Below are 14,191 nucleotides of genomic sequence, written 5' to 3' on the forward strand. Positions count from 1 at the left end.
GCCCGTGTATGTCGCGGTGAAGGGCGGCGAGGCCGCCATCTCGAACGCCCATGCCTGGCTGGCCGAGGAGCGGCGCGGCGATCCCGCCCTGCCCGAGATCGGCACGGAGCAGATCGGGGAGCAGCTCACCCTCGCGGTGGACCGGGTGATGGCGGAGGGGTCCTGCCACGATCCCAGCCTCGCGGCGCTGGCCATCAAGCAGGCGCGCGGCGACCTGATCGAGGCGATCTTCCTCCTCCGGGCCTATCGCACCACCCTCCCGCGCTTCGGCACGAGCCTGCCGCTGGACACGGGGGAGATGCGGGTGCGCCGCCGGATCTCGGCCACCTACAAGGACCTGCCGGGCGGCCAGGTGCTCGGCCCGACCTTCGACTACACCCACCGCCTGCTCGACTTCGCCCTCGCCGCCGAGGGCCACGCGCCGCCGCCCGCGCCCGAGGCCGAGCCCGGGGAGGACGCGGCCTGCCCGCGCGTGACCGGGATGCTGGCCGATGAGGGGCTGATGGCGGGTGAGGAACCCTCGGAAGCCGAGCCGGGCGACCTGACCCGCACCCCCCTCTCCTTCCCCGCCGGCCGGGCGCTGCGGCTGCAGAACCTCGCCCGCGCGGATGAGGGCTTCCTCCTCTCCATGGCCTACTCCACCCAGCGCGGCTACGGCGCGAACCACCCCTTCGTGGGCGAGCTGCGCCAGGGGGAGGTGACGGTGGAGATCGTCCCGCCCGAGCTGGGCTTCCCGATCGAGATCGGCGAGATCACCGTGACGGAGTGCCAGATGGTGAATCAGTTCCACGGCTCCCGCACCGAGCCGCCGCAGTTCACCAGGGGCTACGGCCTCGTCCTCGGCCGCACGGAGCGGCGGGCGATGTCCATGGCGCTGGTGGACCGCGCGCTGCGCGCGGCGGAGCTGGGCGAGGAGGTGGTGGCGCCCGCGCAGGACGAGGAATTCGTCCTCTCCCACTCCGACAACATCGAGGCGACCGGCTTCCTGGAGCACCTGAAGCTACCCCACTACGTCGACTTCCAGAGCGAGCTGGAGATCGTGCGCGCCATGCGCGCCGCCGCCAGCCCCCCGGCGATGCCCCCGGTAATGAAGGAGGCCGCGGAATGAGCACCCCAATGCCGGAGAGCGGCTACAACTTCGCCTATCTCGACGAGGGCACGAAACGGATGATCCGCCGCGCCCTGCTGAAGGCGGTCGCGGTGCCCGGGCACCAGGTGCCCTTCGGCTCGCGCGAGATGCCCCTGCCCTATGGCTGGGGCACGGGCGGCATCCAGGTGACGGCCGCGGTGATCGGGCCGGAGGATACGCTGAAGGTCATCGACCAGGGCGCCGATGACACGACCAACGCCGTCTCCATCCGCCGCTTCTTCGCCCGCGTCGCCCCGGGGCTGCGCACGACGGAGCGCACGGCGGAGGCGACGGTGATCCAGACGCGCCACCGCATCCCCGAGACGCCGCTGAGCGAGGGGCAGGTGATGGTCTACCAGGTGCCGCAGCCCGAGCCGCTCTACAAGCTGGAGCCCCGCCGCGCCGAGACGCGCCGCCTGCACGCGCTGGCCGATTACGGGCTGATGCAGGTGAAGCTCTACGAGGACATCGCGCGCCAGGGCCGCGTCGGCTCCTCCTACGACCATCCCGTGATGGTGGGCGGGCGCTACCTCATGGCGCCCTCCCCCATTCCGGCCTTTGACAACCCGAAGATGCACATGTCGCCCGCGCTCCAGCTCTTCGGCGCGGGGCGCGAGCGGCGGCTTTACGCCGTGCCGCCCTACACCGAGGTGCGCAGCCTCGACTTCGAGGATCATCCCTTCGAGCCGCTGCGCGCCAACGGCCATTGCGCGCTCTGCGGCGCGCGCGACACCTATCTCGACGAGATGATCACGGACGACCGCGGCGGGCGCCTCTTCGTCTGCTCGGACACGGATCACTGCGCCACGCGGCGCGAGGAGAAGGCGGCATGAGCGACGATCCCATCCTCTCGGCCCGCGGCCTCTCCCTCTCCTTCGGCGCCGTGCGCGCGCTCGACGGCGTCTCGCTCGATCTCTGGCCCGGCGAGGTGCTCGCGATCGTCGGCGAGTCCGGCTCGGGCAAGTCCACCCTGCTGCGCGTGATGGCCGGAGAGGCGCGGCCCGATGCCGGCGCCGTCACCTATAGGGATACTCTCGGCGCATCGATGGAGGTGCACGGCATGGGCGAGCCCGCCCTGCGCCGCCTCGCCCGCACCGAATGGGGCTTCGTGCGGCAGGACGCGCGCGAGGGGCTCCGCATGGGCGTCTCCGCCGGCGGCAATGTCGGGGAGAGGCTGATGGCCACCGGCGCGCGCCACTACGGCAGCATCCGCGAGGAGGCCGCGCGCTGGCTGGAACGGGTGGAGATCAGCCCCTCGCGCATCGACGACCGGCCCGGCACCTTCTCCGGCGGGATGCGGCAGCGGCTGCAGATCGCGCGCACCCTCGTCACGCGCCCGCGCCTGGTCTTCATGGACGAGCCGACGGGCGGGCTGGACGTTTCCGTCCAGGCGCGACTGCTCGACCTCATCCGCGGGCTGGTGAGCGACCTCGGCATCGCCGTCGCCCTCGTCACCCACGACATCGCCGCGGCGCGGCTGCTGGCGCATCGCCTCGTCGTCATGCGCGAGGGGCGGATCGTGGAGGAGGGGCTGACCGACCGCGTGCTGGACGATCCCCGCCATCCCTACACGCAACTCCTCGTCTCCTCGGTGCTCGCGGCATGACCGGCTGGATCCTCCGGGCCGAGGGCCTGACGAAGGGCTTCACCCTGCACCTGCAGGGCGGCACCCGCATCCCCGTGCTGCGCGACGCCGCGCTCACCGTGGAGCCGGGCGAGTGCGTCGCCCTCTCCGGCCCGTCCGGCGCGGGCAAGTCCACGCTGATGCGGCTGCTCCAGGGCAATTACGGCGCGGATGCCGGCAGCATCCTGCTGCGCCGCCCCGATGGGGGCGTCTCGGACCTCGCCACCGCCCCCCCGCGCGAGGTGAACGCCCTCCGGCGCGACACCATCGGCCATGTCAGCCAGTTCCTGCGCGTGATCCCCCGCGTGCCGGCGCTGGAGGTCGTCGCGGCGCCGCTGATCGCGCGCGGTATGGCGCGGGAGGAGGCGCTGGACCGCGCGCGCGCCCTGCTCCGCCGCCTGAACCTGCCGGACCGGCTGCACGGCCTGCCGCCCGCCACCTTCTCCGGCGGGGAGCAGCAGCGCGTGAACCTCGCCCGCGGCTTCATCGCGCCCTTCCCCCTCATGCTGCTGGACGAGCCGACCGCGAGCCTCGACGCCGCCAACCGCGAGGTCGTCATCGCCCTGATCGGCGAGGCGAAGGCGCGCGGCGCGGGGCTGGTCGGCATCTTCCACGACCTCGACGTGCGGGACCGCGTGGCCCACCGCGTTGTGGAGGTCGCGCCACTGCGCGAGGCGGCTTGAGCGGGCGGCTGGTCGCCGTCGTCGGCCCCTCCGGCGCGGGCAAGGACACGCTGATGGAGGCCGCGCGCGCCGCGCTGGCGGGCGATCCCGGCTTCGCCTTCCTGCGCCGCGTGGTGACCCGCCCCGCCGATGCGGGCGGCGAGGACCATATCGCGGCGACGCCGGAGAGCTTCGCCGCGATGCGGGAGGCGGGCGAGTTCGCCCTCTCGTGGGAAGCGCACGGCTTGCTCTACGGCGTGCCGCGCGCGCCGCTGGAGGCTGTTCTGGCAGTCGGGGGAACGGCGGTGGCAAATCTCTCCCGTGCCGTGCTGCCCGAGGCATCGGCGCGCTTCCCGCTTCGCGTGCTGGAGATCACCGCGCCCCTGCCGCTGCGGGCCGAGCGCCTCGCCTCACGCGGGCGGGAGAGCCTGGAGGAGGTAACGCGCCGCCTCGCGCGGCAGGCGCCGCTCCCGGCCGGCTTGGACGTGGAGACAGTGGTGAACGACCGCAGCCTGGACGAGGGCGTCGCGCGCGTGCTCGCGGGGCTCCGCGCTGCCTGATCCGGCGCGGGCGCGCGAAGGCGCCCGGCAGTCGCCTCAGCGACGCCCGATCAGCGCCGCGCGAAGCCGGCCGGAGACGGCGTCGATCGCCATCACCATCACGAGGATCAGCAGCACGATGAAGGAGACCGCGCCCCATTCGAGGGTGCGGATCATCTCCGACAGCATCAGCCCGATCCCGCCCGCGCCCACGATGCCGATGATCGTGGAGGAACGAGTGTTGGACTCGAACATGTAGAGTACGTGCCCCGCCATGACCGGCAGCACGGCGGGCAGGACGCCGAAGCGGATGCCGTGCAGCCTGCCGCCGCCCGAGGCCGCGACGCCCTCCACCGGCTTGCGGTCCGCCGCCTCGATCGCCTCCGAGAAGAGCTTGCCGAAGGTGCCGATGTCGCTCGTCAGGATGGCGAGCACGCCCGCGAAGGGGCCGAGCCCGACCACGCTCACCCAGATCAGCGCCCAGATCAGCGCGTCGATGCCGCGGATCCCGTCCAGGACACGGCGGGAGAGGAAGTGGACGAGACGGTTGAACGAGGTGTTCCTGGCCGCGAGGAAGCCGAGCGGAAGGGCGATCGCCGCCGCGCCGAGCGTGCCGAGGAAGGCTATGGCCAGCGTCTCCGCTAGGCCGCGCAGCACGAGCAGGGCGCGGGACCAGCTTCCGGGGTCCGGTGGAAGCATCAGGCCGAGGAAGTGTACGAGCTGCCCGAAGCCGCTCGCCAGCCGCGCGGGCGCGAACTCCAGGCGCCAGAGGCCGTAGCCCAGCAGTCCCGCCGCGGCCAGGAACAGGGCGATCGAGCGGAGGCGGGCGGGCGGGAGCGCGCGGAAGACCGCTGGATGACGCGCGGTGATGCCGGCCAGATCGGCGATGGCGGCATCGTGCAGCGAGGCGGGGCGGCTCATGCGCGGCTCTCCATGCCGCCGATCAGGCGGTGGCGCAGCCGCTCCGTGCCGAGATCGATCAGCATCACGGTCAGGATGATCAGCAGCAGCAGCGCCGCGACATCGTTGTAGTAGAACTTCCGGATCGCCTCGATCAGGTCCTGCCCGATGCCGCCCGCGCCGACGAAGCCGAGGACGGAAGCCTGGCGCACGTTCACCTCGAAGCGGAGCAGGGCGAGGCTCGCGAAGCCGGGCAGCACCTGCGGCAGGGCGGCGAAGCGCACGATCGCGGGCCATGAAGCGCCGGAAGCCATCGCGCCCTCCACGGGCCGCATGTCGATGTTCTCGACCACTTCCGAGAAGAGCTTGCCGAGCGCGCCCATGCTGTGGATCGCGAGCGCCAGCACGCCCGGAACGGGGCCGAGGCCGAAGGCGATGACGAAGACGAGCGCGAAGACGATGTCCGGCACCGTCCGGCAGAATTCGAGGAAGCGCCGCGCCGCGCCGCGCGCCCAGGGGTTCCGCATGAGGTTGGCCGCCGCGACGAAGGAGAGCAGCCCCCCGCCGATCGCACCGAGCGCCGTGCCGACATAGGCGATCAGCAGCGTGTCACCGAGAAGCGGCAGCCACTTGTGCCAGCCCCAGAACCACTCGGCCGGGTCGGTCCATACACGGCCGCCGCCGCCCTCGAGCGCGGTGATGCGGTCGAAATAGCCGAAGAAGGCGCCGCCATGTTCCAGGAGCCGCGCGGGATCCACCTCGGCCACGCGCCCGGCCAGGAGGGCGAGCGCGGCGACAGCAAGGGCCAGGGCCAGCGCCCGGCGGCGGGGCCCGCGCGAGGCGGCGCGGTAGCCGTCGAGCAGTTCCGACAGGCGGTCATCGGGCAGGCGGGTCAGCGAGGTGGCCAATGACTCGGCTCCTGGTAACGCGTGGGCCGCGCCGGCGGGAACCGGCGCGGCATGGGGCCGAGGGCGATCAGTTGCGGCGGCGCAGCCCGTCCACGAAGCGGTTCAGCTCGATGATCGGGTTGTAGTCGGCGTTCGTCGCGGGCTGCCAGGGCGCCTGCTTGCCGTCGGTGATGCGGCGGAAGCCGGCGGGATCGCGCTCCGGCATCTCCAGCACCGCCGCCTGGATCGCGCTGCGCAGGTCCTGCGGCAGGCTGTCGAGAAGGGCCATGGGGGAGTTCACGATCTGCTCGGACTTGAAGATGATCCGGAAGTCTTCCGCCCTCACCATCTCCTTGCGCGCCATGCGGAGCAGGTTGCTCTCCGTTTCGTCGTTCCACCAGTTGGCGCACATGTCCACCGTGCCCTGGTTGAGCGCGATCACCGCGTTCTCATGGCTCCCGGCATAGACGACGCGGCCGAAGAAGCTCTCCGGCGTGATGCCCATCTTGCTCAGGGCGAAGCGCGGCACGTTGTTGCCGGAGGTGGAGTTCGGGTCCACCAGGCCGAGGTTCTTGCCGCGCAGGTCCTCGATCTTCTGATAGGGGCTGCTGGCCTTCACGTAGAAGACGGAGTGGTAGCCCTTCGTGCCGTCGAGATTCACCTCGATCGCGAAGGCGGTGATGCGCGCTCCCGTCATCAGCGCGCGCGCGAAGGAGGACGGGCCGTAGGAGGCGATGTGGATGTTGCCCGCGCGCTGCCCCTCAATGACCGCCGCGTAGTCGTTCGCGATGCGGAGCGTTACCTTCGTGCCGAGGCGCTGGGAGAGATAGTCGGTGAAGGGCGCCCAGCGCTCGGTGACGCCCGACGCGTTCTCCGACGGGATGATCGCGAAGACGAGCTCGGGGAAGCGGGAGGCGAAACCCGCCTGGGCACGGGCGATGGCCGGGGTGCCGAGGGCGGCGGTGGCCGCCATGAGGGCGCGGCGGTTCAGCATTTTCGTCAACTCCTGTGGATCGGCGGGCGAGGTGCTACCCGCCCGTGGTCAGTTCGGGAGCAGCAGGGGCGCGGGCGACGCACGCTCCGGCCTCGGGCCAGCCCCGCCCGCGGCACCGCCCTCCAGGCCGTAGAGCTTGCGCGCCGCCTCCGCGTCGAGTTCGCCCGGCGGGCCGTCGAAGACGAGGCGGCCGGCCGAGAGGCCGACGAGCCGGTCGCAATAGCCCCGTGCGATGTCGAGCGCGTGCAGGTTGCACAGCACGGTGATGCCAAAGTCGCGGTTGATGCGCGCCAGCGCGTCCATGACGATGCGCGTGTTGCGGGGGTCGAGCGAGGCGATGGGCTCGTCGGCCAGAATGATATCGGGCTCCTGCACCAGGGCGCGAGCGATGGCGACGCGCTGCTGCTGCCCGCCCGAAAGGCTCTCGGCGCGCTGCGAGGCCAGCTCGGCGATGTCGAACCGCTCCAGCGCCGAGAGGGCGATCGCCCGGTCCTCGGCGGACCAGAGGCGGAGGAGCGCGCGCGGGGTGGAGACGTGGTTCAGCCGCCCCATCAGAACATTCGTGAGCACGTCCAGGCGGCCGGAGAGGTTGAAGCCCTGGAAGACCATCGCGCAGCGGCCGCGCCAGTCCCGCAGCTCCCGCCCGCGCAGCCGCGTGACGTCCCGCCCGTCCCAGAGCACGCGCCCGGCGCTGGGATCGGCGAGGCGGTTGACCATCCGCAGCAGGGTGGACTTGCCCGCGCCCGAGCGGCCGATCACGCCGACGAAGCTGCCGCGCGGCACCTCCAGGCAGACATCGTCCACCGCGATGCGGCCGTTGTAGCGGCGGGTGAGGCCTTCGATGATGAGCATGGGCCGGCGACTTAGCCCGCTCAGCTGACCGGCCGATGACGGCGGGATGACGGATCGGTGACGACACTTCCCGCCGCCACTCAGGTCACCCTTGGGAGGTCGGCCCGCCGGTGCCGGCGGGCCGACCCTAGATCAGCCGCCGGCGATGCCCTGGACGATGATCCCCGTGCCGCCGCAATTCCCGCAGGCGCCCTTCGCGACGCGCCCCGTGCCCTGGCATTCCGGGCAGATGCCGTCCCCGGTTCCCGGCGTGCCGGGCGCGGCCTCGTCCCCGGGGTTCAGGCCGGCCTGGGAGAGAGAGGCGGAGGTGTCCCCGGGGGGCGTCGCCGGCGGCTGCCCCTCGGAACCGACCTCCTGCTCGGCCTGGGACCAGTGCTGCTGCTCCCGTCCCTCGGGCCGGCCTTCCTGCTCCCATATGGCATGGGCCCGTTCACGTACGCGGCGATCGTCCTGCATGGCGTCCCATCCGGGTAAAGGAGGATTCTGACATGGTGCGCCGCTGGGCGGCTTTCACCTGTCGCAATCCCGGAGCGGGACTCAGGGCCGAAAGGCGGCCCGGACCCTCAAGGGGAGGCGTCGTCGAACAGGGCGACGCCGATCAGCTCCGAGAGCTCCCGCCCATCCGCCGAGACGGGGAGGATCAGCCGCTCGAACCTCAGGGGCACGCCATCCCCGAGGTCGTAGCGCGCCGCCTGGTAGAGCGGCCGCAGGGTGCGGGCGCAGCGGCGATAGGCGCCCTCCAGCGAGCCCAGCACCTCCGCCTGGGCGCCCGGCGTCGCCATGCCGCCCGGCAGGGGATGGCCGAGCCGCTCCGCCAGCGCCTCTCCCACCCAGCGATAGCTGAACCGGGGCGGCTCGCCGGGCAGGACGTCGGCGACGAAGCTGTGCGGCAACAGGTCGAAGGCGGCGGGATCGACGCTCCCCGGACGGGGAAGCACGGCCGGCCCGCTCCGTGCGGCCTCCCAGGCGAGGTAGAGGCGGCGCATCGCCGGGGTGCGGAGCCGCGCGAGCAGCCGCTCGTCCCCCGCGCTGGGGCGGGACCAGCGCCCGAGCCCTTCCAGCACCGCGGCGCCGAGCGCGGGGATGCCGAAGGGCTTGCGCAGCACCGGGCCCGGCGGCTGCTCCGCTCCCGGCGAATGGGCCGTGAGGAAGAGCACGGGCAGGTCCGGCCGCTCCGCGCGAAGACGGCGGGCGAGGGTGGGACCATCCACGCCGGGCATCGTCACGTCCGTCACCAGCATGTCGCAGCGGTCCAGCGTGTGTACCAGCGCCGCGGCGGCCTCGGCATTGGCGGCTTCGGCCACGGTGTAGCCGAGCTCGCGCAGCAGGGCCGCGGTCATCGCGCGCACCTGCTCGTCATCCTCGGCGAGCAGGAGGGTGGCGTTGCCGTGCAGGGCGGCGTCGGGCCCCTCATCCTCGCCGAGGTCGATGCCCTCGTCCTCCAGCGCCGCGCGGGGGAGGATGATGCGGATGGCCGTTCCCTCGCCCGGCCGGCTCTCGATCGCCAGCGCGCCGCCGCTCTGCACCGCGAAGCCGTGGACCATGGCGAGGCCGAGCCCGGTGCCCTTGCCCTGGGGCTTGGTGGTGAAGAAGGGCTCGGTCGCGCGGGCGACGACCTCGGGCGGCATGCCCGCGCCCGTGTCGCGCACGGCGACCTCGACATACTCCCCGGGCGGGAGATGCGCGGGGCGCTCCGGCCGCGGCAGGTTGCGCGCCGCGATGGTGAGGGTGCCCTGCCCCTCCATCGCGTCCCGTGCGTTCACCGCGAGGTTGAGCAGCGCGACCTCCAACTGGTGCGCGTCCGCCAGCACGGGCCAGATCCCGGGCGGCAGCTCCAGCGCGCAGCGGATGCCCTGGCCGATGGCGTGGCAGATCAGGTCCTCGGCGCCCAGCATCACGGAGGCGAGGTCCAGGACCTCGGGGCGCAGCTCGCCCCGCCGCGCGAAGGTCAGGAGCTGCGACACGAGCTTGCGCGCCCGCTCCGCCGACTGCTCGCCGCGGGCCACGACCTCAAGGATGGCCGGCGAGTCCGTCCGGCGGCGGATGAGGCTGTAGCTCCCGAAGACGGCGGCGAGCACGTTGTTGAAGTCGTGCGCGACGCCGCCAGTGAGCTGGCCCAACGCCTCCAGCTTCTGCGCCTGGAGCAGCGCGGACTGCGCCTCCTCCCGGCGCTGGATCTCGGCGCGCAGCTCCTGCGCCGCATCGCTCAGCGCGCGCGTGCGCTCGGCCACCCGCGCCTCCAGCTCCTGCGCCTGGCGGGCGGCGGCGGCGCGGGCGGCCACGATCTCGGAGATGTCGGTGGAGGTGCCGAACCAGCGATGGACCTCGCCCCTGGTACCCCGCACGGCGAGGGCGCGGGCCAGGACCCAGCGATAGGTCCCGTCGCGGTAGCGCAGGCGGTGCTCCATCTCGAAGGGCTCGCCCGTCTCCCTCGCCCGGTTCCAGGCTTCGCGCAGCGCCGGGAGGTCGTCGGGGTGGATGATGTCCTCGCGCGCGAAGCTGCCGAGGGTGCCGGGGTCGCGGCCGGTGAACTCGTAGGCGCGCGCGTTCCAGTAGTCCGTGCGGCCATCGGGCCCGGCGGACCAGGCCATCTGCGGCATGGCGTCCGCGACGGCGCGGAAGCGCGCCTCGCTCTCGATGCGCGCCTGCTCGGCCTCGGCACGCTCGGTCACGTCGGTGACCACGCCGCTCATTCGCAGCGGCGCGCCGTCCTCGCCCCGCAGCGTCACCGCGCCCTGGGAGCGGAGCCAGCGGAATCCGCCTCCGGGCAGTGGGATGCGGTACTCCACGTCAAAGCCTTCCCCCTCCCCTCCGGCAACGGCGCGGCCGATCGCCGCTTCCACCGCCGCCCGGTCCTCCTGGTGGACGAGGGCGAGGAAGTCGCTCTTGCTCCCGACCTCCCCGGGCGCGCGGCCGTAGAGCGCCTCGAAGCCCGGCGAGTTCACCTGCCGGTCCGTCGCCGCCTCCCAGTCCCAGGTGCCGATGCCGCCCACGGAGACGGCGCGGGCGAAGCGCGCCTCGCTCTCGCGCAGCGCGTCCTCCGCCGCGCGGCGGGCGGTGATGTCCTGATGCGTGCCGACGGCGCGCAGCGGCCTTCCGTCCTCGCCGCGCTCCACCAGCTTGCCACGGCTGAGCACCCATACCCAGTGGCCGTCACGGTGGCGCAGGCGGTGCTCGCCTTCGTAGAGGGGCGTGCGCCCGGCGAGGTGGTCCTCCAATACCCAGGTGATGGCGGGCATGTCGTCGTGATGGACCAGCCGCTCCCAGGAGCGGATATGCGGTTCGATCTCTCCCTGCGCGTAGCCGAGCATGGTGCACCAGCGCTCGCTGAACCAGACCTCGCCCGTCTCGACATTCCAGTCCCAGAGCCCGGCATCCGTGCCCTGGAGCGCGAGGTCCATCCTCTCCTTCGCCTCCCGCAGCGCCGCTTCCGCTTCCCGGCGCTTCGTGACGTCCCGCATCACGCCGATCTGGCGCAGCCCGACCCCGCTCGCCTCGTCGCGGGCGACGATGCGGCTGTGGGAGTTGATCCAGCGGACCGCGCCGTCCGACGCCCGGCGGATGCGGAACTCGAGGTCCGGCAAGGGCCCCTCCAGCGTCCGCGCGCGGGCGAGCGCGGCGCCCGCCCGCTCCCGGTCATCCTCGTGGATGAGGCCCATCAGCAGGTCCGCCGTGACCTGCCGCCCCCTCTCCAGCCCCCAGAGGTCATAGGCCGTGTCGGACCAGTGGCGGAGGCCCGTGACGAGATCCAACTCCCAGGCGCCGATGCCGCCGGCCTCCTGGGCGAGGCGCAGGCGTTCCTCGCTGTCGCGCAGCGCCGCCTCGGCCTCGCGTCGCGCGGTGAGATCCACGACGAAGGTGGCGGCGAGGCCGATCGCGCGGTCGGTGAGGCCGAAGGAGAGCAGCACCGGCACCCGCGTGCCGTCCGGCCGGACATACTCCTTCTCGTAGGGCCTGCAGCGGCCGCGCGCCACGGCCTCGGCGATCGCCCGCTCATCGCGGCCGATCCACTCGTCCGGCGTGATCTCGTCCCACCGGATGCGGCCGGCTTCCAGGTCGGCCCGGTCGCGCCCGATGATGCGGAGGAAGGCGTTGTTCGCCTCGTGCACCCGCCCACCCGTGTCGGAGATGATGACGCCGATGGGGCTGCTCTCGAAAAGCGCGCGCAGGCTGGCATCGGCGCGCTCGCGCCCGGCGATCGCGGCCGAGAGGGCAGCGGCGAGGTCGTCGGCCTCGCGCAGGCCGGTCGTGCCGGGCGGGGCACCCGCCCCCATCGCCGTCTCGGCGACCTTGCCGAAGGAGGCGACGATGCGGCGGGCCCTGAGAAGGGCGAGGCCGAGCCCCGCCGCCAGCACGCCGCCGCCGACCAGCACCGCCCGGAGCAGCGCTGCCTGGAAGGGCGCGAGAAACACCTCCTCCGGCACGTCCAGCTTCACGATGAAGCCGCTCGCCGGTGCGTGGGCGAAGGCGATCACCGAGGGCACGCCCTCCAGCGTGCGCGTGCCGCGCGGGGCGAGGCCGGCCGGGGCGCCGCGGATCGCCTCCAGCACCGCGGGCATCGGCAGCTTGCCCAGCGTCTCAGCGTCGCGGAAGGAGCGGGCGACGGTCAGGCCCTGGCGGTCCTGCACCGAGGCAAAGGCGCCGGGCGGCAGGCTCGCCGCGGTGACGATGTCCAGCAGCCGGGCCCGCGGCAGCGTGACGGAGATGGCCCCGGACGATCGCGTCGCCTCGTCGCCGGCCGTGAGGGGAACGGCGACGCCGACGGCAACCCCCTTCCCCCCGGGGAGGGCGATGAGGTCCGATTTCCGGGGCTGGCCGCTCGCGATGGCGGCGCGGACATAAGCAAGGTCCGGCGCGTCCCGCCGCGTCTCCTCCCCGGGCCGGGCCGGGCCGAGGAGGCGAAGCCCCGACAGGTCGTACAGCGCGATCTCCGTGCCGCCGCCGGAGATCAGGTTTCGCGCCGCGCTCATCTCCTGGGCGAAGGCGGACAGGTCCCCGCGGGCGAGCGCGGAGGATGCCGCCAGGGTGAGCGCCGCGGTTTCCACGCGGTCGAACTCGCCATCGACGAGCCGCGCGAGGCTTCGCGCCTGCTCGACGAGCTGAGTCTCGGCCCTGTCGCGGTCCGCCTCGTATTCGAGCCTCAGCGCGCCGGCGCCGAGGAGGATGAGAGGCACGGAAACGGCGCCGACCAGGAGGACGAGCCGGAGGGAGAGAGGCGAGCCCTGGCGTGGCGTGTCTGCCGGCACGGGCCGTGCCCGCGCGGATGGCTCCCTGTTCCCCACGTCCATGGGGCGGGAACCGCTCAAGGATGCCTGACCCTGCTCGTTCCTCAGCGGCAAAGCTGCTCACCCTGGACTACGGCGACCGCTCCAAGGCGTGAAGCCCCGGCCGCCATCACGGGGCGGAGACCATGTGAGCCGGGCAGGGCAAAGTCAACATGTCGCGACGGGAATCCCGGCGCCCCGGTTCCCTCGTGAGCGTCCGGCCGGGGCGACCGGGGCCCCGCCCCGGTGCGGCTGTTCCCCGCCCTCCGGAGCCGCGGACCTGCGACAGCGCAGGCCCGCGACCGGTTCAGCCAGGCCTATTCGCGCGCGATGCCGAGTTCCTGCAGCACGCGCTTGTTGCTCTCGCTCTCCTCGGCGAAGCGCGCGCGGAACTCCGCCCCGCTCAGATAGCTCGGCACCGAGTTGAGCCGCACCGCCGCCGTGCGGAAACTCTCGCTGGCCACGGCCTCGCCGCAGGCGCGCTGGATCGCCGCCGCCACGTTGTCCGGCAGACCCGCCGGGGCCACGAGGCCGCCGGCCGAGCTGCCGACGATGGGATAGCCGGCCTCCGTCACCGTCGGCACCTCCGTCAGGCCGGGCACCCGTGCCGCGTTGAACACCCCGGCGACGGGCAGGCCGGTGGAGGCGGGGATCGAGGGGCTCTCGACGAAGGCCATGATCTGCCCGCCGAGCGCGGCCTGCGCCATCGGCCCCGCGCCGGTGAAGGGGACGTGCAGCGCCTCCACCCCGGCCCCGCGCAACAGCCGGGCCAGGAGGATGTGCTGCGTGCTCCCCTGCCCCGGCGAGCCGAAGACGAGCGCTTCCTTGCCCCGGCGGCCATAGGCGACCATGCCCGCGATGTCGCGGAACGGCGTGTCGCGCCCGAGCACCAGCACCTGCGGGTTGTCATAGACGAGGCAGAGGAACCGGAAGCTCTCCAGCGAGTAGCTCAGCGGCACGAGATGCGGCTGCGCGGTGAGCGGCGTGTTGGGCGAGAGGCCGATGGTGTAGCCGTCCGGCCTCGCCCGCGCGATCTCCGCATCGCCGATCGTGCCCGAGGCGCCGCCGCGATTCACGATGACGACGCTCTGGCCGAGCGCCTGCGAGAGGGCGGGTTGCAGGGCGCGCGCCATCAGGTCCGTGTTGCCGCCCGGGGGATAGGGCACGATCAGCTGGACCGGGCGCGAGGGATAGCTCTCCTGCGCCGCCGCGCCCGTGGCCAGGGCCATCAGCAGGAGAGCGAGGGAACCAACGCCCCGGCGCCGCAACGCGCACCGCCAACCGACTGCCATATCGTCCTCCCCGTTATCGGTGCGGGGAGACTAGGGGGATGTCGCACG

At 73.0% G+C, this 14,191-nt stretch carries 12 protein-coding genes; 5 read left to right on the forward strand and 7 right to left on the reverse strand.

What is annotated here, in order from left to right; genetic code table 11:
• Nucleotides 1-4: 4 nt before the first annotated feature.
• Genes FHS87_RS10675 through phnN form a run of 5 tightly spaced genes read left to right on the forward strand, consistent with a single transcriptional unit; the run spans nt 5 to nt 3,975 of the window.
• Entirely contained in the window at nt 5-1,108 is a 1,104-nt protein-coding gene (locus FHS87_RS10675) for a carbon-phosphorus lyase complex subunit PhnI (protein WP_184517554.1), read from the forward strand.
• Nucleotides 1,105-1,962, forward strand: a complete 858-nt coding sequence (locus tag FHS87_RS10680; protein ID WP_246418310.1) for an alpha-D-ribose 1-methylphosphonate 5-phosphate C-P-lyase PhnJ — start codon at nt 1,105-1,107, stop codon at nt 1,960-1,962. Before FHS87_RS10675 ends, FHS87_RS10680 begins: the two co-directional genes overlap by 4 nt.
• The gene (phnK, locus tag FHS87_RS10685) at nt 1,959-2,735 is read left to right on the forward strand and encodes a phosphonate C-P lyase system protein PhnK (RefSeq protein ID WP_184517557.1); all 777 of its coding nucleotides are present in this window, start codon (nt 1,959-1,961) and stop codon (nt 2,733-2,735) included. The genes FHS87_RS10680 and phnK overlap by 4 nt, the downstream gene beginning before the upstream one ends.
• Complete coding sequence (phnL, locus tag FHS87_RS10690) at nt 2,732-3,436, forward strand: phosphonate C-P lyase system protein PhnL (RefSeq protein WP_184517560.1); 705 nt, start codon at nt 2,732-2,734, stop codon at nt 3,434-3,436. The genes phnK and phnL overlap by 4 nt, the downstream gene beginning before the upstream one ends.
• Complete coding sequence (gene phnN, locus FHS87_RS10695; RefSeq protein ID WP_184517563.1) at nt 3,433-3,975, forward strand: phosphonate metabolism protein/1,5-bisphosphokinase (PRPP-forming) PhnN; 543 nt, start codon at nt 3,433-3,435, stop codon at nt 3,973-3,975. The genes phnL and phnN overlap by 4 nt, the downstream gene beginning before the upstream one ends.
• Before the next feature lie 36 nt (nt 3,976-4,011).
• Here the strand turns inward: phnN and phnE (FHS87_RS10700) are convergent, their stop codons facing one another.
• The 7 genes from phnE (FHS87_RS10700) to FHS87_RS10730 all read right to left on the reverse strand — a co-directional run bounded on the left by phnE (FHS87_RS10700) (nt 4,012) and on the right by FHS87_RS10730 (nt 14,119).
• Entirely contained in the window at nt 4,012-4,875 is an 864-nt protein-coding gene (gene phnE / locus FHS87_RS10700; RefSeq protein WP_184517566.1) for a phosphonate ABC transporter, permease protein PhnE, read from the reverse strand.
• The gene (gene phnE, locus FHS87_RS10705; RefSeq protein WP_184517568.1) at nt 4,872-5,762 is read right to left on the reverse strand and encodes a phosphonate ABC transporter, permease protein PhnE; all 891 of its coding nucleotides are present in this window, start codon (nt 5,760-5,762) and stop codon (nt 4,872-4,874) included. The genes phnE (FHS87_RS10700) and phnE (FHS87_RS10705) overlap by 4 nt, the downstream gene beginning before the upstream one ends.
• Nucleotides 5,763-5,829: 67 nt before the next feature.
• Nucleotides 5,830-6,735, reverse strand: coding sequence for a phosphonate ABC transporter substrate-binding protein (phnD, locus tag FHS87_RS10710; protein WP_184517571.1), 906 nt, complete (start codon nt 6,733-6,735; stop codon nt 5,830-5,832).
• A 48-nt stretch (nt 6,736-6,783) separates the two neighbouring features.
• Entirely contained in the window at nt 6,784-7,587 is an 804-nt protein-coding gene (gene phnC / locus FHS87_RS10715; protein WP_184517574.1) for a phosphonate ABC transporter ATP-binding protein, read from the reverse strand.
• 132 nt (nt 7,588-7,719) lie between these two features.
• Nucleotides 7,720-8,043 carry a DUF2934 domain-containing protein gene (locus FHS87_RS23395; protein WP_221299781.1) on the reverse strand — a complete coding sequence of 108 codons (324 nt, stop codon included), beginning with the start codon at nt 8,041-8,043 and terminating at the stop codon, nt 7,720-7,722.
• Between the two features lie 107 nt (nt 8,044-8,150).
• Entirely contained in the window at nt 8,151-12,833 is a 4,683-nt protein-coding gene (locus FHS87_RS10725) for a PAS domain-containing protein (protein WP_184517579.1), read from the reverse strand.
• Nucleotides 12,834-13,168: 335 nt separating this feature from the next.
• Nucleotides 13,169-14,119, reverse strand: a complete 951-nt coding sequence (locus FHS87_RS10730; protein ID WP_184517582.1) for a tripartite tricarboxylate transporter substrate binding protein — start codon at nt 14,117-14,119, stop codon at nt 13,169-13,171.
• Nucleotides 14,120-14,191 lie beyond the last annotated feature (72 nt).

Source organism: Muricoccus pecuniae (assembly GCF_014199205.1).
Lineage (GTDB): Bacteria > Pseudomonadota > Alphaproteobacteria > Acetobacterales > Acetobacteraceae > Roseomonas > Roseomonas pecuniae.